The organism is Aquimarina sp. EL_43, from assembly GCF_943422735.1.
Classification (GTDB): domain Bacteria; phylum Bacteroidota; class Bacteroidia; order Flavobacteriales; family Flavobacteriaceae; genus Aquimarina; species Aquimarina megaterium.
On sequence record NZ_CALSBR010000001.1, the window covers coordinates 452,822 to 470,283 of the forward strand.

The 17,462-nt window shown below is 30.9% G+C and carries 22 protein-coding genes; 21 read left to right on the forward strand and 1 reads right to left on the reverse strand.

Features of this window, described 5'->3' with window-relative positions; all coding sequences use genetic code 11:
* Positions 1–57 precede the first annotated feature (57 nt).
* The 8 genes from NNL09_RS02170 to NNL09_RS02205 all read left to right on the forward strand — a co-directional run bounded on the left by NNL09_RS02170 (position 58) and on the right by NNL09_RS02205 (position 5,841).
* Positions 58–942, forward strand: a complete 885-nt coding sequence (locus tag NNL09_RS02170; protein ID WP_196908973.1) for an RNA polymerase sigma factor — start codon at positions 58–60, stop codon at positions 940–942.
* Between the two features lie 227 nt (positions 943–1,169).
* A complete protein-coding gene (locus NNL09_RS02175) occupies positions 1,170–1,868 on the forward strand; it encodes a hypothetical protein (RefSeq protein ID WP_025667097.1) in 699 nt (232 codons plus the stop codon).
* A gap of 243 nt (positions 1,869–2,111) precedes the next feature.
* A complete protein-coding gene (locus tag NNL09_RS02180) occupies positions 2,112–2,606 on the forward strand; it encodes an RNA polymerase sigma factor (protein WP_196908974.1) in 495 nt (164 codons plus the stop codon).
* Complete coding sequence (locus NNL09_RS02185) at positions 2,590–3,207, forward strand: hypothetical protein (protein WP_025667099.1); 618 nt, start codon at positions 2,590–2,592, stop codon at positions 3,205–3,207. The genes NNL09_RS02180 and NNL09_RS02185 overlap by 17 nt, the downstream gene beginning before the upstream one ends.
* Positions 3,208–3,365: 158 nt before the next feature.
* A complete protein-coding gene (locus NNL09_RS02190) occupies positions 3,366–4,646 on the forward strand; it encodes an RNA polymerase sigma factor (RefSeq protein WP_196908975.1) in 1,281 nt (426 codons plus the stop codon).
* A gap of 90 nt (positions 4,647–4,736) precedes the next feature.
* Positions 4,737–5,093 carry a YciI family protein gene (locus NNL09_RS02195; protein WP_025667101.1) on the forward strand — a complete coding sequence of 119 codons (357 nt, stop codon included), beginning with the start codon at positions 4,737–4,739 and terminating at the stop codon, positions 5,091–5,093.
* Positions 5,094–5,104: 11 nt separating this feature from the next.
* Positions 5,105–5,305 carry a hypothetical protein gene (locus tag NNL09_RS02200; protein WP_025667102.1) on the forward strand — a complete coding sequence of 67 codons (201 nt, stop codon included), beginning with the start codon at positions 5,105–5,107 and terminating at the stop codon, positions 5,303–5,305.
* A gap of 2 nt (positions 5,306–5,307) precedes the next feature.
* Complete coding sequence (locus tag NNL09_RS02205; RefSeq protein ID WP_196908976.1) at positions 5,308–5,841, forward strand: SRPBCC family protein; 534 nt, start codon at positions 5,308–5,310, stop codon at positions 5,839–5,841.
* Between the two features lie 132 nt (positions 5,842–5,973).
* On the opposite strand, the gene NNL09_RS02210 is transcribed toward NNL09_RS02205, so the two are convergent.
* Complete coding sequence (locus NNL09_RS02210; protein WP_196908977.1) at positions 5,974–6,648, reverse strand: class I SAM-dependent methyltransferase; 675 nt, start codon at positions 6,646–6,648, stop codon at positions 5,974–5,976.
* Between the two features lie 455 nt (positions 6,649–7,103).
* Between NNL09_RS02210 and NNL09_RS02215 the strand changes: the two genes are divergently transcribed.
* The 13 genes from NNL09_RS02215 to NNL09_RS02275 all read left to right on the forward strand — a co-directional run bounded on the left by NNL09_RS02215 (position 7,104) and on the right by NNL09_RS02275 (position 17,428).
* On the forward strand, positions 7,104–7,517 hold the full coding sequence (locus NNL09_RS02215) for a hypothetical protein (protein WP_196908978.1): 414 nt from the start codon (positions 7,104–7,106) through the stop codon (positions 7,515–7,517).
* 61 nt (positions 7,518–7,578) lie between these two features.
* Positions 7,579–8,745 carry an MBL fold metallo-hydrolase gene (locus tag NNL09_RS02220; RefSeq protein WP_196908979.1) on the forward strand — a complete coding sequence of 389 codons (1,167 nt, stop codon included), beginning with the start codon at positions 7,579–7,581 and terminating at the stop codon, positions 8,743–8,745.
* A gap of 184 nt (positions 8,746–8,929) precedes the next feature.
* On the forward strand, positions 8,930–9,499 hold the full coding sequence (locus NNL09_RS02225; protein ID WP_025667107.1) for a Crp/Fnr family transcriptional regulator: 570 nt from the start codon (positions 8,930–8,932) through the stop codon (positions 9,497–9,499).
* A gap of 70 nt (positions 9,500–9,569) precedes the next feature.
* Positions 9,570–10,055 (forward strand): pyridoxamine 5'-phosphate oxidase family protein, encoded by a 486-nt coding sequence (locus NNL09_RS02230; RefSeq protein WP_196908980.1) that lies wholly within the window; start codon positions 9,570–9,572, stop codon positions 10,053–10,055.
* Positions 10,052–10,537 (forward strand): thioesterase family protein, encoded by a 486-nt coding sequence (locus NNL09_RS02235; RefSeq protein ID WP_196908981.1) that lies wholly within the window; start codon positions 10,052–10,054, stop codon positions 10,535–10,537. Before NNL09_RS02230 ends, NNL09_RS02235 begins: the two co-directional genes overlap by 4 nt.
* A 56-nt stretch (positions 10,538–10,593) precedes the next feature.
* The gene (locus NNL09_RS02240) at positions 10,594–11,025 is read left to right on the forward strand and encodes a hypothetical protein (protein ID WP_196908982.1); all 432 of its coding nucleotides are present in this window, start codon (positions 10,594–10,596) and stop codon (positions 11,023–11,025) included.
* A gap of 83 nt (positions 11,026–11,108) precedes the next feature.
* On the forward strand, positions 11,109–12,203 hold the full coding sequence (locus tag NNL09_RS02245) for a serine hydrolase (protein ID WP_196908983.1): 1,095 nt from the start codon (positions 11,109–11,111) through the stop codon (positions 12,201–12,203).
* Positions 12,204–12,307: 104 nt separating this feature from the next.
* Positions 12,308–12,472, forward strand: a complete 165-nt coding sequence (locus NNL09_RS02250; RefSeq protein ID WP_160170136.1) for a hypothetical protein — start codon at positions 12,308–12,310, stop codon at positions 12,470–12,472.
* Between the two features lie 516 nt (positions 12,473–12,988).
* Entirely contained in the window at positions 12,989–13,747 is a 759-nt protein-coding gene (locus NNL09_RS02255; RefSeq protein WP_196908984.1) for an SDR family NAD(P)-dependent oxidoreductase, read from the forward strand.
* 24 nt (positions 13,748–13,771) lie between these two features.
* Positions 13,772–14,689 carry an AraC family transcriptional regulator gene (locus tag NNL09_RS02260; protein ID WP_196908985.1) on the forward strand — a complete coding sequence of 306 codons (918 nt, stop codon included), beginning with the start codon at positions 13,772–13,774 and terminating at the stop codon, positions 14,687–14,689.
* Between the two features lie 164 nt (positions 14,690–14,853).
* Positions 14,854–15,771, forward strand: a complete 918-nt coding sequence (locus NNL09_RS02265) for a pyridoxal-phosphate dependent enzyme (RefSeq protein WP_196908986.1) — start codon at positions 14,854–14,856, stop codon at positions 15,769–15,771.
* A 180-nt stretch (positions 15,772–15,951) separates the two neighbouring features.
* Positions 15,952–16,743 (forward strand): leucine-rich repeat domain-containing protein, encoded by a 792-nt coding sequence (locus NNL09_RS02270; protein WP_196908987.1) that lies wholly within the window; start codon positions 15,952–15,954, stop codon positions 16,741–16,743.
* 172 nt (positions 16,744–16,915) lie between these two features.
* Positions 16,916–17,428, forward strand: coding sequence for a GNAT family N-acetyltransferase (locus tag NNL09_RS02275; protein WP_196908988.1), 513 nt, complete (start codon positions 16,916–16,918; stop codon positions 17,426–17,428).
* Positions 17,429–17,462: the final 34 nt, after the last annotated feature.

The window sequence follows — 17,462 nt, forward strand, 5'->3', positions numbered from 1 at the left end:
AAAGGGGCGAGTTATTCTTACTCCTTTTACTTATTTTTATACTCACACACGCTACTTATGGAAAATCCTTTAAAACTTGCCAATTATAATGATTCTACTGATGAAAAATTAATAACTAACTCAAAAAAAGGAGACAAGAAAAGCTTAAATAAACTTTTAAATAGGCATCAAAATTACATTTTCAATATTGCTTTAAAAATGTTGAACAATGTTACAGACGCCGAAGATGCCACCCAAGAAGTATTGATTAAATTGATTACAAATTTAGCAAAATACGATAGTTCAAAATCTCGTTTTAGAACATGGCTTTATAGAATTACATTCAATCATATTTTAAACTTAAAGAAAAGTGCTCCAGAAAAAAAAGAGCTAACATTCACTAAATTTTTTGGGTTTATGGATTCGGTCCCAGATATCTTTATTGCCGAGGAAGAGAATACAAATGAAGTTATGGGGCAATCCATTCAAGAGGCAAGAATTGCTTGTACTGCCGGCATGCTTATGTGCTTGGATAGAGGTCAGCGATTAATATATATAGTCGGAGAAATTTTTAAAATAGATCATAATCTAGCTTCCGAAATTTTTGATATTACCCCAGTTAATTTTAGAAAAAAACTTTCTAGAACGCGTAAAGATTTACACCAATGGATGCATAAAAAATGTGGTTTAGTAAACGAAAATAATCCTTGTAGATGCAGAAATAAAACCAAAAAGTTTATTGAGTTGGGTATCGTTAATCCTGAAAATCCAAAATGGCTATCAAATTATAAAAATAAAATTTTTGAGCATGTCGAAAGTAAATTAGATGAAACCGCCATTACTACTGATGAAATATATTCAAAAATATATCAACAAGACCCATTTAAAACCAATATGAAAGCAAAGCAAGTATATGAAGAGATTCTGAATAATAAGAATTTTGCTAGATTCATGGATTTGTAGCTATTATTACTGATAACCACCACCAACAATTTCTCCTATAGAATAAGTGTAAAGCCAATAGTTTATTCTATAGACAAAAACCACGACAACAAGTATAAGTTCATAACAGCGAAAATTTCTACAGGATTTCGTACATGTTTGCTATCTTTAGGACAATGTGAACTATAACTTTTTGCTTTCCCACTTCGAAACCATACATTAAACATTGTAAAAAGCACTAGTGAAATATGGAAAATATATTACAAATTTTAGGAGCATCTGTCCTAAGTCTTGGAGGAGCGGGTGCAATTATTTTAGGGTTATCTAAATGGTTTGGAAATTTATTTGCAAAAAAACTTTTAGCAAAAGACAGTGCTAAATATTCTCTAGAACTAGAAACTCTTAAAAGTAATTTTCTAACCGAATTAGAAACTCAAAAAGCCTTTCAGAATGAGAAATTAGAAATTTTAAGACAGAAATATCAATCAGAACTTGAATCCACCAAAATCGAATTAGAAAAATCTAAGATCTTGTTTCTAAAGTATAGAGAAAATCAGTTTCAAATCTATAACGACTTATGGCAAAGCTTATGTGATTTAAAGCTTAACGGAGCCGACTTATGGGAAGTAGCCTCAAAAGAAAGATTAAAAAAATTTTCGATTCAACTCAAATCGACAAGAGAATCGTTAGAAAAGAATGCTTTGTTAATTGAAGAAAGTCATTATAAAAACCTAATGAGTAGCCTAGATGATTTTGAGAACTTTGAAATTGGTAAACAGAGATTAATTGAACTGCGAAATACAGACTTCGACCATTTAAATGAAATTGGAGGAGGTGAAGATGAAATTAGATTTAGGATTAGTCAGAACAGAGAAGTGAAAAATCGGTTTGAGAAAGAAATGAATAAGATGGCAAAATATCTTAGAAAACAAATAAAAGGAGAATAAATAACATGCTACAACAAGATGTAACACATCAAAATGTACCATAAACTAAGCTATAAGCAATGCTTAAACAATTCTAGTAATATCATGACTCAGAATCACATATCTCAAAATGAATCACGGTGTTGTTATATATCAATAAAAAAGCTAAAAGGATAAAACTTTACTATTTTAGTTATTTTATAAAAATATGTGTAGGGTGTAATAAATATGATTTTTTATCACTAACTAAATAAAACATTCTTAGTGAGTACAGATTTTTATATTACATCAATTCTTCCTTATGCGAATATCATCATTAAAATTTGCAGGGCATATAGTAATTCGCAAGAAGATTTTGAAGATTACTATCAAGAAGTTTGTTTACAGATTTGGCGTAGCAAAGATAATTTTAAAGGTAAATCTAATTGGTCTACTTGGATTTATCGCCTGTCTCTAAATGTTTGTATGACCTTGGCAAAAAAAGAAAGGAAAAGAAAGGAACGATCTTTCTACCCTAATGCTATAGATCAGGAAAGCACCGAAGAGAACAATGTCTTTTCTGATAAATCTCTAAATCAACTTTATGATGCTATCAGAAAACTCTCAGAAGTAGACCGAGCCATTATCTTACTCTATTTGGATGAACTATCTTATCAAGAAATAGCTAAGGTAATCGGGACTAATACCAATAATATAGGAGTAAAGATAAAACGAATTAAAAACAGATTAAAAAAACTATTAGATGGAAAAAACAATTGAAACAACTTGGAAAGAAGGTTTTCTCAAAAAACCTGAACTTGCAGTTCCTCAGATAACAATACTATATAATCAAAAATCAAAACATATTGTTGAAAAGCTATTCAGCAACTTTCAGAATAGTTTATATTTTTTAATCATTCTGAGTATTTTAATTCCAATTGTAATGGTATCAGTCAATATTAGTTTTTGGTGGTCTATCACGCCTTCTCTATTCTGTCTATTATATTTTTATACCGGTAGGAAGCAATTCTTATCATTAAAAAAAATAGAGTATAATACCAACTGCTACGATTATTTAAAGTCGATTAATAGCAAACTCAAAGCTATAAACAGAATTAACCTCAGAAATACTGTGTTGGGTGTGGGATTCATGTTATCTCCTTTAGTCATTTACACTTATTTCAATAACAAAGACACAAACCTAGGAAACATATTAGGGATTGGATATATTGATTTACCTAATGAATTGTTATTTATAATTTTGCCAATCACTATGATGATAACAATTCCTTTTTATAAAATTATGGTTAAAGCTGAAAATAAAAACGAAAGAAAGATTGTAAAGCTGATAAAAAGTATAGAAGAACTAAACCAGGTATAATGACCAAATGAATCAATATTTAACTGAAATAAATGGGATTGGCTGGGAATTAAAATATAACAAGGAAATTGATTCTCTGATTAAAATAAGGCAACGTGAGTGGAGTAAAAAAATAAAGTAAAACGTATTTTGTACTCAATATTGTAGTCAACATAAAAATGACCGGTAGTAAAACAAATATAAGGAAGAAAATAGATCATCTGTTCAGACATGAATATGGTAAATTAGTTGCTGTACTCACAAAAACATTTGGAACTTCGAATATAGAGCTTGCCGAAGATGTAGTACAGGAGGCTATGCTCGAAGCCCTAAATAAATGGTCGTATGAAGGAATTCCTGATAACCCTACCGGATGGATATATAAAGTTGCTAAGTATAAAGCTGTAAATATTGTTAATAGAGAACAATACAAGCGAGAACATGCATCAGAAGTTGCCCGTCACTTACAATCAGAATGGACGGTAGCAGCTGCTCTAAAACATATATTTACCGATAAAGAAATTGCAGATGACCAATTACGAATGATATTTACCTGCTGTCATCCTTCTATTTCTACCGACTCACAAATAGCGCTAACCCTAAAAACACTATGTGGATTTAGTATACCCGAAATCGCAAAAGCATTTCTGACAACTAATGAAAATATCAACAAAAGATTAGTTAGAGCAAGAAAAACGATTAAGGAAGCCAATATCCCATTCGAAGTACCCGTTGGAAAAAAACTAGAGCACAGGTTATCAAGTGTTCTGGAAACTATTTATCTTTTGTTTAACGAAGGCTACAATGCTACTTCTGGAGATACTATAATTCGTTTTGAATTATGTGAAGAAGCCATAAGACTTGCTGAGATTATTGCCTCTAATGCTAATATAAATTCGTCTCAAACCTATGCCCTATTGGCCTTAATGTCTTTAAACACATCTCGTTTCGATTCTAGAATAGACAAATCTAACAATCTCTTAAACTTAGAACATCAAGACAGAAATAAATGGGATAAAGCTTTAATCAAAAAAGGACTTTATTATCTAGAATTTTCGGCAAAACAAAACGAAATTTCTATTTACCATATACTTGCTACCATATCTGCTCATCATTGTACAGCCAAAACCTACGAATCTACAGACTGGGAAAGTATTTTGGCTCTTTATGATTTGCTGGTAGATATTGATAATTCGCCACTTGTTCTACTTAATAGAGTTGTTGTTATTGCCAAATTAACCAATAGTCAAGAAGCGCTTGAGCAACTCAATAACATAGAGGGTGATTCTATCTTTCTCTCTTATTTACCGTATTACACCACCAAGGCAGAGCTTCATTTTAAAAATAATGAACCAAAAATCGCTATCGAATTATTAAACAATGCTTTAAAGCTACCGCTTAACAAAAACTCAAAAGCATTGATTAACAACAGATTAAAAGAATATTCTAAAAAAATTTAATTTTTTTAAGGTTTCAATGTCCCTTTTACCTCCTTTCGTTTGACTTAAGGGTATAAGACAATAATTATTAATTAGTCAAAAAATTAAACTATGCAAGAATTTATGATTTTTATCAAAACCAAAGGAGACCATTTAGAAGGGCTCTCGCCAGAGCAACAACAAGCTCATGTTCAAAAAATAGGAATGTACATTGGAGGACTAATGGAAGCTGGAAAATTAAAAGGAGCACAACCTTTGGAAATGAAAGGTGCTATTATTCATGGAAACAAAGGCGTTTTTAAAGATGGCCCTTTTAATGAGTCTAAAGAAGTAATTGTAGGCTATTTCCATATAGTAGCAAAGAACTTAGAAGAAGCTATCGAAATTGCAAAAGCAAACCCAATGTTTGAAGACGCAGAAGGTACTATAGAAGTTAGAGCTATTAAACAAATGGAAGGTATAAATTAAAATGCAAAGCAATGAAAAATCTAGAATATAACGGAAACTGTGCATTTGCCGTAAGCACAGGAAAAACAACGGTTAAGACAAGTACTAAATATGTTTTAACTAAAAATGGAAAACATTATGCTTTTTCTAATGGTGTAGCAAAATTTTTATTCAAACTATTACCCAATCGAATCCAAAAGGCAGATACCGCCTGGAATTCTAAAGACTTATAGTAATGAAGATATTTAAAAAAATAGGTTTAGGAATACTACTACTAATTCTTTTGATAAGTGTGGTATCGCTATTCTTTTCTACACAAAAAGAAGTAAGCAGATCTACTGTAATTCATGCGCCGGTAGAACATGTTTTTAATCATGTAAATGCTATGGAAAACTGGAAAAAATGGGGCGGGCCATGGCACGAAGAAGGAATGGACTATACTAAAGTAATTAAAAAAACACTGGGGGCAACTGCTGGTGTTGGTTCAAAATTGATTTATAATCAAGGAAAAGGAAATGGAAGTGTTGAAATCATTGAAAGTGATTTGAATAAACGCATTAAGACACTAATTACTTTTGAAGATGGCGGTTTTGCAAATGGTAACTGGTTGTTTAATAAGGATCATAACACAACCACAGTTACATGGACGGTTAAAGTAAATTTAGGATACAATCCTTTAAAAAGAATTATGGGTAATTTAATGATGGAAGGTAAAGTAGGATCTGTCTTTGAGAAAGGGTTAGCCAATCTTAAAAAAGTTTCTGAATAATACTAGCTGCAAAAACATATCTAATAAAAGCGGTTCGGGTTGACGCCTATACCGCTTTTATCTTTAAATTAGTTTTTTTTCTGAAAAATTAGTGCTTATGAATGTAACCCTTGGTATAAAAACAGCTATAGTTTAAAAACTATACAATGTAGTTGTAATAACCCCTCGATGATCATTTAAAGTAATAGATACCAATTGTTTTTCTTCTTTTACCTTAACATTAAATGGTGGTGCTAATATGTTTAAACCACTTTGTTTTTTTAGTCTAATCCCTTGTCCAGAAATAATATTTTTATTAGGTACAAAATCGCCTTCAGGTAAATGCTCTGTTAAAATAACATATTTAAAATCGGTTAACTTACTCACTACACTTTGTACTTCTGCATTCGATAGATGTTGTAACACTTGTCTTACTATAGCGCAATCCCCAGAAGGCAGATCATCTACTGCAATATCCAGACAATGAAATTCTAAATTTTCTGCTTTAAAATTTTCTTTATTATATGTTATAAGATCTGTTACTATATCTACCGCAACATACCGTTTCGTATGCTTTACCAATTCTTTTCCTACATTAAAATCTCCACAACCTAAATCACATACTGTAAGAGGGCATTTAAAAGATGTTAAAAATGAAGTCACAACGTTTATATATGGATCTACAATCTCGGGTTGATGTGACCCTGCACCCGAATAAAAATCAGATGTATTACCTCCCCAAAGTTTCATTTTATAAACCTGCTCCATAGCATCTTTAGTTGGCCAGGGCTTTTTTATTCTATTGGCTCTATCTTCTTTCTTTTTCATAAACACTCTATTGATCCTATATACACTATAAAAGCATAGTTATATATTTAAACGTAATTGTATAACAAACCTACAAATCATATCATGACATATCTTATAAATGAACTCATTTAACCTAAGTTCTACATAAGAAAAATCACTCAATTTGACGGCTTTTTAAAACTAAATCCTTACATCGAATTCACGTTCATTTAATAAAAAAACATTTTGTAACCATTTTCACTGAAAACAGTGAGAGATAAAAATATACCTAAATTTATCTTTGTTCTAAATTAAGAATTCATATAGAGAAGTTTATCAAATAAATATTAGAATTGAAAATTTTATGTAAATAACAAATGATTACGCTACATACGAAAAAAAACATTCTCTTCTTAATACTATTGTTATTGGGAACTCAATATGCAATAGCACAACATTGTGGGTGGGGTTTTATGTGTCACAAAATTTTAATTTTGAAAAAAGAATCTATACACCCTAACCACGAATATGCAATACAATTATTAGATAGCACCTATGCTCCTGTAAAAGATAGTAATAATAGGATTGTTTCTTTTTATCAGCAAAAAAAGAATAGTACATTATTATCGCATACGATGTATGATGTTTCGCAAAACTTAGAAGAGTTTAGCCTTAAAAATTTTTCGAGCCCTAACTATTTTGTTACATTATTTCAGTCTTGTAGCAATAAAAATTATCATTTAAAAATTGAAAATAAAACAGTGAATCAAAAACAAATCATAGCTCTAGAACCGAAACATTTTCAGGCCATATGTAGTTCGTATATAAACGTTAATCTAAAGGATAAAACATTAGAAATCTATGATACTATTGAAAAATGCAAAGACGCAATAATTAAAATAAAATAATACTTTTGGTTTTGTATTCTCTTGCTAATTAATAGTTTTTACATCATATATAAAACAAATCATGAATATTCAATTAATACGCTTACCCCATATAAAACAATTGATGCTAATTTTTCTTTGTGTATTTTTCACTTCCTGCTTAGAGCAAAAAACAAAAGAAAAAAGTGAAATAGTAGTTCGACATGAAACAAAATTAGAACAAGAATCTAATTTTACACAACAGAAGATAACAGATAACCTTTATGTCATAAAATCTAATAATTACCATACAAACGTTGGTGTTTTTATAGGAAATAAAGAAATAATTTTAATTGATCCTATGACAGGCTCTAATAATCACCAGGCCTTATTAGAAAAAATAAAAGAGTTTTCTAATAAACCTATTAAATATGTAATCAACACACATGATCATGAAGATCATACCGGGGCAAATTCATTCTTTGCAGAATTAGGGGCAACAATCATTTCTCAAGAAAACATTAAATATACCGGTGCAAAATATGATCTTACTTTTAAAAACGAGTATACACTCGATTTAGAAAATGAAAGAATTGAGCTTTATCATATTACTTCACACACTTTTGACGACGTGCTTATTTATTTCACTAAAAATAACACCATTTTTATGGGAGATACCTATATGACTAATTTCTTTCCGCATTTTTATTACGGAGGTGGTAGTAATGGTCATATAAATTTTGTAGATAAAGCATTATCTCTTGGAAACGAAAATACTGTTATCGTAGCCGGTCATGGTAAATTATCTTCTGATAAAACAGAACTTAATGCGTATAGAAAAAATTCAATACAATGGATCGAAAGAATCAAAGAACTATCACTTGCCGGTAAAGCTCCGGATGAAATAACTCAAGATGAAGAAATTAAAAAATTAGCTTTGGCTTTTAGCGGAAACAATACCGTACATGCTCAAACCATTGAAAAAACAATTTCTGTTGACTACAATGCTAGTACTCCGCTTCCAGAGAATGCAAAAAATTACGAAGGAATGTACCAATATAAAAATGAGGAAATTGATGAACTAATTTTTCAAGATAAGAAATTAATGCTGCGAAGAAAAGGCGCATATATATTTGAGCTCTCTACGCTTTCTGATACCAAATTTCATATCAAAGGACAAGTACCATACAGATATATCTCTTTTTCGAATGATGGAAAAGAATTGACTTATTTTAATGGAAAAGAAAGTCAAATCGCAAAAAGAAAATAACAAATAATAATCACTGTTGCAGAAGTCCCTAATGTTATAAAAACCATGTAATGCTGTACCCTAGACAAACTCAGAATAGGCCTTTCGAAAAACTATTTTATGGTTCGAATTCATTATCTTTCCATAGTCAAATCATAACTATATGTAGTCCTAAGTATATCTGATGCGTCAAAAAAATAATTCAATGTTAGATGAAATTATTGCTAAAATAACAAGCCAATATGATACGCTGTCAAATGAAATCATTGAAGAGTGGAAAAGCGATATTTTAATGTTAGAATTAGAAAAAGGTACTCAGTTGGTACGTGAAGGTAGTTATACAAATAAGCTTTTTTATATCTATAAAGGGAGTGCAAAGGCATATCATTTAAAAGATGGAAAAGCCATAGCAGACTGGTTTTCTTTTGAGCATGAATTTATCTGTGCAATTACCGGTTATTTTTTGGGCCACCCTAGTGAGCATTATATAGAACTTACCGAAGATAGTATCTTATTAGAGTTTAACCGGAAACATATCAATATCCTTTCTAATAAATATCACGATTTTGAACGATTTACAAGAAATGCTATTACCAAAATAATGCTTCAACTACAGAAAAGGGTCGTATATCTTCAGTTCTCTACGGCAAAAGAACGATATGACTTTCTTTTAAAAGAATATCCTAAAATAGAATTACATATTTCATTAGGTGATATTGCTTCGTACATCGGTATAACCCAAGAGACCCTAAGCCGAATTAGAGCACAGAAATAGTCGAATTTGATCTATATCAAAAGATTTCTGTTTCCAAATATTGACTTTTACATTATGTAAAAGGAATAAAATGAATAGTATCGCAAACTGGAGATTTATCAGAAAGCATTTTAATGCTACCTATAAGACCAGCTTATCGGTTGCTATAGCTTCTGTAGACAATGATAACAAACCAACGGTAACACCAATAGGAACATTTTTTTTAAACAAAGATCAAACTGGTTTCTATTTTGAGAAATTTCCTAAAAAAATACCCGATAATGTAAAAACAAATAAAAACGTATGTGTTTTAGGCGTGAATAGCAGCAAATGGTTTTGGATAAAAGCACTTTACAAATTAAAATTTGATTCTTATCCCGCTATTAGACTCTATGGAGTGTTAGGAGAGAAAAGAAAAGCTACCGATATTGAGATCTCAAGACTAAACAGACGGATGAAGACAACAAAAGGATTAAAAGGAAATGCATACCTATGGGGAGATATGGAATACGTTCGTGATATAAAATTTACCACGGCAGAAGGAGTAAATATTGGAAAAATGACAGAAGCATTATGAAAATAACCAAAACCCCAGAAAGTATAGCAGTGATTCGTTTTCCTGATTGTGATCCATTCAATCATTTAAACAACTCCAGGTATATAGATTATTTTATAAATGCTAGAGAAGATCATTTGGCAAATAATTATGATTTTGATGTGTATCAGTATGCGAAAAAAACAGGTAGAAGCTGGTTAGTGACTCAAAATCAAATCGCATATTTTAATCCTGCGCAGTTAATGGAAAAAGTAATCATACTATCAACAATATTAGAATGGAATGCCAGCGATATTCTGGTAGAAATGCTAATGTGGAACGAAGAAAAGACCTTATTAAAATCGGTATTATGGACAACATTTACGCATTACGATTTAATTCATCAGAAGAGAAGTAAACATAATGCATATCTAAATGAAAAATTTAGTGAATATGAAAATCCGTTACCATCTCCGCTTCGCTTTGAGCAAAGAATAATCAACATAAAGCAGAATGATAAATAGCACAATACCTATTGAGTCTATTGATCTACATACCTATAACATAATTACAAGCCCATATGAAATCGACTTCAAAAATTTCAAAAATAGCTATAGTAGTTCCTATCCTCTTTTTATTATTTTATCACATATCTAAGCTATATACCATCTATTTTGAAGATGATATGGTAAACTCAAATAATTTCTTACACTCATTTCAAGATGCTATTCTTGTTTCGGCCATAATAACGATACAGAGTATTCTTAGAGGTATTATAATTATTAGTCTAGCCCTAATTATTTTCAGAAAAAATATAGGGCCAGCGTTGATGTGGCTAGGTATAGGAACACTCATTTCTACTCAATTTTTTATCGTATCGCAATCAAACCATGAGCTGATCCTTTCGATTCACTCTGGACTAAAACCGTTAAAAAGTTTAATTCTCCCTATAGTTATAACGTATCTATATAACAAAATCAATCCTACCAAGATATCAAATCATGTTTTCTAAAACCGTATTTTTGAAATGTGCCCTTATGTATAAAATGAACTTTTAAATAAAAATTGGTACGTATATTGTGGCTACTCTTTACTATGAAAAACATAGCAACCCAAACATTTTTTATTCTCATAATTAGTACATTTTGCTACGGACAAAATTCATATAAATATTCTCAGCCAAAAAATCTTGAGGATGGATGGGAAACAAGCAATCTGCACTCACAGAATATAGATACCACAAGAATCTATCAATTATTTAACCAAATACAGAATAGTAAAAACAAGTTGCACAGTATTTTATTAGTAAAAAATAATCAAATCGTTATTGAGGAATATTTCAACGACCATTCTGTAAATAAACAACACGACCTCCGCTCTTCAACAAAAAGCATAAGGTCAATTTTATTAGGGATTGCAATTGATAAAGGATTCATTGATAGTATCGACGATCCCATATCAAAGTATCTCAAAAATCTGGTGCCAACTAAAAATCTTGACGAGAGAAAAAATAAAATTACAATCAGACATCTATTAACAATGTCTCCTGGATTTGATTGTAATGACTGGGACAAGAAATCAGCAGGGCAAGAGGATAGAGTGTATAAAAAAAAGGACTGGCTTCAATATACACTTAATTTACCAATGGTTAACGAACCAGGAACAGTCTCTAATTATTGCTCTATGGGCGTAGTATTAATAGCCGAAATAATAAGTCTAGCTTCAAAAATGACAATCGATACATTTGCTCAACAATATCTATTCAATCCACTAGGCATTACTAATATAAGTTGGGAGCATACTTCGAATAAAAAAGTGATTCCTTCGGGAAAAAGGTTATATATGACCTCTCGTAATATGGCTAAAATTGGGCAATTGATACTCAATAATGGAAAGTGGAATGAAAGACAAATTGTTTCTAAAAAATGGATTGAGGAATCGACTACTCCAAAAACAAAAATTACAGGAATTGATTACGGCTATTTGTGGTGGAATATTCCATTTAAAGTAGGCGAAAAAATGATGGTTTCTAAAACAGCAACTGGAAACGGAGGGCAATATATCATGATTTTTCCTGAACTGGATATGGTTGCTGTATTTACAGGAGGTGCATACAACTCGCAAGAGGATAAGTTACCTTTTGCAATAATGAAAGACATCTTCTTACCGACATTCGCAAACAAAAAATAAAAATCGATAGCATTTAAAACTATTATGATTTTCTAATACAGAAGAAAAATCGTTAAACGAGATTTGGGGTATTCTAAAAAACCTAAATAGTTATCCAACCAAAGATGAAATTGATGCATTGGTATCTGGCTATCGAAGAAACAAGCCTTGAATTAAAAACCGATACATATGAAATGAAATTTATAGCAAACGGATATGTATTCGAGAATCAACAGTCTTTTTTCAAATCTTTAAAATACGGATACAAAGTAGAAGTGATACCCAAATAACGTAAAACAACACTTAGGTATATTAGGTATAACATTATACTAAGCCATTAACATTTACGTGAGGAGTTACCAGGTTTAATTCCTAAAATAGCATTAAACTGTTTGACTTCGCGTTTATAAAACTGGAAGAATTTACGTAGAAAAAAAGCAAAACTATGGCTGGGTTGTTTCATAAGTATGTAATTTTAGATACACTCTATTAGTATCGTTACATGTAAAAACATCACACTTTTTAGAAGAAATTTTTACGATAAAAATAATTGCTATCACTAAAACCTCTCTTATAATGATATACATCCTGCATAAAACATCAATAACCTCATTTTTGGGATAAACTCACCCATATTATATGAGTTTTAAAAAATCATCGGAGATATGTGTACTGGTATGCATATCGTACTATTGGCAGGAATTGATCTTTACACATTAGATTTGGATAAGACAACCATAGATTTGGAATATTATAGTTTTCTGCATTAACTCAACTTTGTATTGTAATTAAAAACAAATATAAAAATGAGTCAACAAACAGCAATTATAACAGGAGCAAGTCGAGGTTTAGGAAGAGATATGGCACTTAATCTTGCAAAGGATGGCATACACATTATCTTCTCCTATCATACCAACGATAAAAAAGCAAAGGAAGTTATTTTAGAAATAGAATCCATTGGGCAAAAAGCAGTAGCTTTTCCTTTTGATGCGAATAACTATAAAAGTGGGCAAGAATTTATGGTTAAAGCCACAGATTATCTAAAGCAACAAAACGGCAATCCTAACTTTGATTTTTTAATTAATAATGCTGGAACAGGAACTTTCAATTTGACATCTGATACTACTGAAGAACAATTCGACGAAATGATGAATGTACACCTCAAAAGTGTATATTTTTTAACACAAAAAGCATTACCATATCTTAATAGAGGCGGGCGAATTATTAATATTTCTAGTGGATTGACGCGTTTTAGTTTACCTGGGATGTCTGCCTATGCTATGATGAAAGGTGGCATAGAAGTATTTACACGTTATTTAGCAAAAGAATTGGGGCAACATAAAATTACGGCCAATGTTATTGCTCCCGGAGCTATAGCAACCGATTTTGCTGGAGGCAGTAATCGGGATAATGAAGAAAAAAGAGCCATTATAGCTAATATTACAGCATTAGGTCGTGTTGGTGAAGCCGAAGATATCGGAGGTACTGTTGCTTTTTTATGTTCTGATAAAGCAGGTTGGATTAACGGCCAACGCATTGAAGTGTCAGGAGGAATGTTGGTATAAAATCTTTTCCATAAATTTATAATAATGAAAGACATAATACACTTAAAAAAGGTTAGTGATTATCATAAACTAGCTCATATCAATCCTCCTGAACATCCGTTAATTAGTCTAATAGACTATAGTAATGTTAAGTACTCATCAGACATTAATGATTTGCAATGGAGACAAGATTATTATACTATTGGGTTAAAACGTAATGTGGTGCATAAGTTTTTTTACGGTCAACAAGAATATGATTTTGATGAAGGCGTAATGACTTTCGTTTCGCCAAATCAAGTGATGAGCTTAAGAAACAATCCAAATATCAAAAACCATACACCTTCTGGTTGGCTATTATTGATACATCCCAATTTTTTATGGAATTCACCTTTAGCGCATCAAATCAAACACTATGGCTTTTTTGGGTATACTATAAATGAAGCCCTTTTTCTTTCTGAAAAAGAAGAGCTAATGATGGTAAATCTTTTGAATACTATACGTCATGAATACCAATCTAATATTGATAAATTTAGTCAGAAGATTATTATTTCGCAGTTAGAATTACTACTCAATTATGCCGAGCGATTCTATGAAAGGCAGTTTATTACTCGTAAAATACCTAATCATCAAATATTACATAAATTTGAAAAAGTTTTGCTAGACTATTTTAACGATGAAAGCATGGATGACAAAGGTTTACCAACAGTTTTATGGGTTGCTAATTGCTTAAATCTTTCTCCAAATTATTTAAGTAGTATGCTCAAATCACTTACAGGGCAAAGTACGCAGCAACATATTCATAATAAATTAATAGAAAAAGCAAAAGAACAACTATCTACTACACCACTTTCAATAAGCGAAATTGCTTACAGTTTGGGTTTTGAGCATCCAGCATCTTTTAGCAAACTTTTCAAGAATAAAACAGAAATGTCTCCTTTAGAATTTAGAAAGTCGTTTAATTAATGATCTCTAGGGTAAAAGACATTCAAAATATCATATCCTATATTGTAAAACCTTATTTTTGATATACACTTATACAGTCTATTAGATGAGTTTTTAAAATAAATTCAAACTAATATGCGCATACTCAATATATATAGTATCGCTAGGCAATTTTAAAATAACAGATGGACCATAAACTTTACATAGAAACCCCAATTTATAGATCACATAAATTAAAAAGAGAGCAACAAAAAAATATATATTATAAGTTAGACTGCTATCAACCAACCGGTTCTTTCAAAATTAGAGGTATGGAAGAATTATGCCGCTTTCATTTCGAAAAAGGGAAAAAAAACTTTATTGCTTCTTCAGGCGGAAATGCAGGATATTCTTTAGCATACGTTGGGAAACATATAGGTGTAAAAGTTAAAGTAGTCGTTCCTAAAACAACTTCTGCATTTATGATTAACAAAATAGCAAATTTAGGGACCGAAGTCGAAGTATATGGTAATGTTTGGGATGAAGCTCATCGATACGCCCAGAAAATTTCGGAAGAGACAGGTGCTGTTTATGTTTCTCCGTTTGATGATCCTTTACTTTGGAAAGGCCATTCGACTATTATCGATGAATGTGCAAGACAAATAAAACAACCCGACAAAATTATAGTATCTGTTGGTGGCGGAGGCTTACTTTGCGGAATACTCGAAGGAATGAAAAAAAATGGATGGGAAAACACTCAGGTAATTACAACCGAAACTACAGGTGCAGCATCATTTTATAAAAGTTGGCAAGCAAAAAAAATTATAGAATTAGAAGAAATATCCTCTATTGCAACCAGTTTAGGAGCAAAAAAAATTGCTGATAAATCATTAGAACTAGCATCTCATTTCAATGTTAAACCAATCACCGTTAGTGATAAAGAAGCTATTGATGCTTCATTTATTTTTTTGGATGAATATAATGTAATCGTTGAACCGGCATGTGGAGCAGCACTTTCTGTTCCTTATTTTCATCCTAAATTGATAACAGAAAATGAAACCGTTTTAGTAATTGTATGTGGTGGAGTGAATACAGAAATAAATACATTACTTAGTAAAAAATAAACTCCACCCACCAGCAATACTAAAATGCTATAAATACCTATCAAAAACAACACATTCTATTTTGTAAAACCGTATTTTTGATATAAGCTCATATTGACCATGTGAAGTTTTAAAATAAATACAAACAAGTATATGTATTCTATTACAAATACTGTTATTGCCAGTACCAAATCGAGCCCTATGAAAATAATCTTAATTTTTCTTTTTACACTATTCATCAGCACTTCTATCCATGCTCAAAAATCTTCATACACTCTGGTAAATGATAGAAAAGGTAATCAAAGTGTTATCGAGTTTCTAGAAGAGTTAATCGATAAAAAAGAAAATATTGAAGAACTGGATTTATCCCACGGAAAATTAGATAGTATTCCTAAAATTATCGGGAGTTTTAAAAACTTAAAAGTACTAAGGCTCTATGGTAATAATTTGTCTAATATAACAGGGCAAATATGCCAACTCACCAATTTAGAACGTCTGGATTTACGGTTAAATATGCTTGAAAAACTACCCAAATCTATAGAATGTCTAAAACAATTAAAAGACTTAGACCTGCAAGAAAATTTATTAACCGAATTACCCGAATCACTTGGAAATTTATCCAACTTAACCGATTTGTATCTACAAAACAATCCGATAAGAAAATTACCTAATTCAATAGGGAATCTTAAACGACTACAAAATATATATTTAAGAAATAACGCAATTAAAGAGCTTCCGGATTCTTTTATCAACTTAGAAAATTTAGAAATTCTTTTTATTGTAAATAATCCTCTGGAACGACTCCCCGATGCTATAGGAAATCTTAAAACATTACAAAGTATTTCTATCTACGATAACAAAATTTCGAATTTACCTCAATCCATCGAGAAGTTGACCAAATTAAGATATTTAGATGTTCATGGAAATAAAATTAATCCTGCTAATATAGAAAATCTAAGGGAAAAATTAAAATATTGTGAAATTGAGAAGTAATGACACATTAGTACTTTAAAAATCAATTGATTGTAACGTCTTGTATTGAAAAAACAAAAATCACTTAGTAAAATCATATCTGATAAAATTCACAAAACATTAGCAATTTTTGGGTTGTTGCACTTTAAAAATAGTCAGACATTTGGATACACATTTCCTAAATGAAAAGAGTATGAAAATTGAAAATTGCACAATAGATGATATTGATGAAATATACAGGTTGTACAGAATAGCTTCAGCATATCAAAAATCAAAAGAAGGAGTTATTGTTTGGCCAGAGTTTGAGCGAAAACTTGTAGAAGATAGTATCTCAGAAAACAGGCAATGGAAACTTACCATTGATAACAAGATTGCTTGTGTATGGACCATCACATTTAGTGATGAGCAAATTTGGGAAGAAAAAAATGGCGATGCTGCTATCTATATTCATCGTATTGCAACCAATCCCGATTATAGAGGTCAAAATTTTGTGGCAATCATTGTAGAGTGGTCAAAAGAATATGCCAAAAAAAGTAATAAGGACTATATACGATTAGATACACTAGGCAACAATGTAAAGCTTATAGAACATTATAAAAAGGCTGGTTTTGACTTTTTAGGATTCTTTGATTTAAAAAACACAGAAGGATTACCCGATCATTATGGTAAGGCTCCCGCCAGTTTATTCGAAATAAAACTTAATTAGTAATCTAAAGAAGAAAAAAAGTAACTCATCAATT

Coding starts and splice junctions, on each gene's coding strand:
- NNL09_RS02255 (WP_196908984.1), top strand. CDS start 12,989: ATGAGTCAACAAACAGCAATTATAACAGGAGCAAGTCGAGGTTTAGGA.
- NNL09_RS02250 (WP_160170136.1), top strand. CDS start 12,308: ATGAAATTGATGCATTGGTATCTGGCTATCGAAGAAACAAGCCTTGAA.
- NNL09_RS02190 (WP_196908975.1), top strand. CDS start 3,366: ATGACCGGTAGTAAAACAAATATAAGGAAGAAAATAGATCATCTGTTC.
- NNL09_RS02195 (WP_025667101.1), top strand. CDS start 4,737: ATGCAAGAATTTATGATTTTTATCAAAACCAAAGGAGACCATTTAGAA.
- NNL09_RS02210 (WP_196908977.1), bottom strand. CDS start 6,648: ATGAAAAAGAAAGAAGATAGAGCCAATAGAATAAAAAAGCCCTGGCCA.
- NNL09_RS02270 (WP_196908987.1), top strand. CDS start 15,952: ATGAAAATAATCTTAATTTTTCTTTTTACACTATTCATCAGCACTTCT.
- NNL09_RS02185 (WP_025667099.1), top strand. CDS start 2,590: ATGGAAAAAACAATTGAAACAACTTGGAAAGAAGGTTTTCTCAAAAAA.
- NNL09_RS02235 (WP_196908981.1), top strand. CDS start 10,052: ATGAAAATAACCAAAACCCCAGAAAGTATAGCAGTGATTCGTTTTCCT.
- NNL09_RS02220 (WP_196908979.1), top strand. CDS start 7,579: ATGAATATTCAATTAATACGCTTACCCCATATAAAACAATTGATGCTA.
- NNL09_RS02240 (WP_196908982.1), top strand. CDS start 10,594: ATGAAATCGACTTCAAAAATTTCAAAAATAGCTATAGTAGTTCCTATC.
- NNL09_RS02170 (WP_196908973.1), top strand. CDS start 58: ATGGAAAATCCTTTAAAACTTGCCAATTATAATGATTCTACTGATGAA.
- NNL09_RS02275 (WP_196908988.1), top strand. CDS start 16,916: ATGAAAATTGAAAATTGCACAATAGATGATATTGATGAAATATACAGG.
- NNL09_RS02230 (WP_196908980.1), top strand. CDS start 9,570: ATGAATAGTATCGCAAACTGGAGATTTATCAGAAAGCATTTTAATGCT.
- NNL09_RS02205 (WP_196908976.1), top strand. CDS start 5,308: ATGAAGATATTTAAAAAAATAGGTTTAGGAATACTACTACTAATTCTT.
- NNL09_RS02245 (WP_196908983.1), top strand. CDS start 11,109: ATGAAAAACATAGCAACCCAAACATTTTTTATTCTCATAATTAGTACA.
- NNL09_RS02260 (WP_196908985.1), top strand. CDS start 13,772: ATGAAAGACATAATACACTTAAAAAAGGTTAGTGATTATCATAAACTA.
- NNL09_RS02175 (WP_025667097.1), top strand. CDS start 1,170: ATGGAAAATATATTACAAATTTTAGGAGCATCTGTCCTAAGTCTTGGA.
- NNL09_RS02225 (WP_025667107.1), top strand. CDS start 8,930: ATGTTAGATGAAATTATTGCTAAAATAACAAGCCAATATGATACGCTG.
- NNL09_RS02200 (WP_025667102.1), top strand. CDS start 5,105: ATGAAAAATCTAGAATATAACGGAAACTGTGCATTTGCCGTAAGCACA.
- NNL09_RS02265 (WP_196908986.1), top strand. CDS start 14,854: ATGGACCATAAACTTTACATAGAAACCCCAATTTATAGATCACATAAA.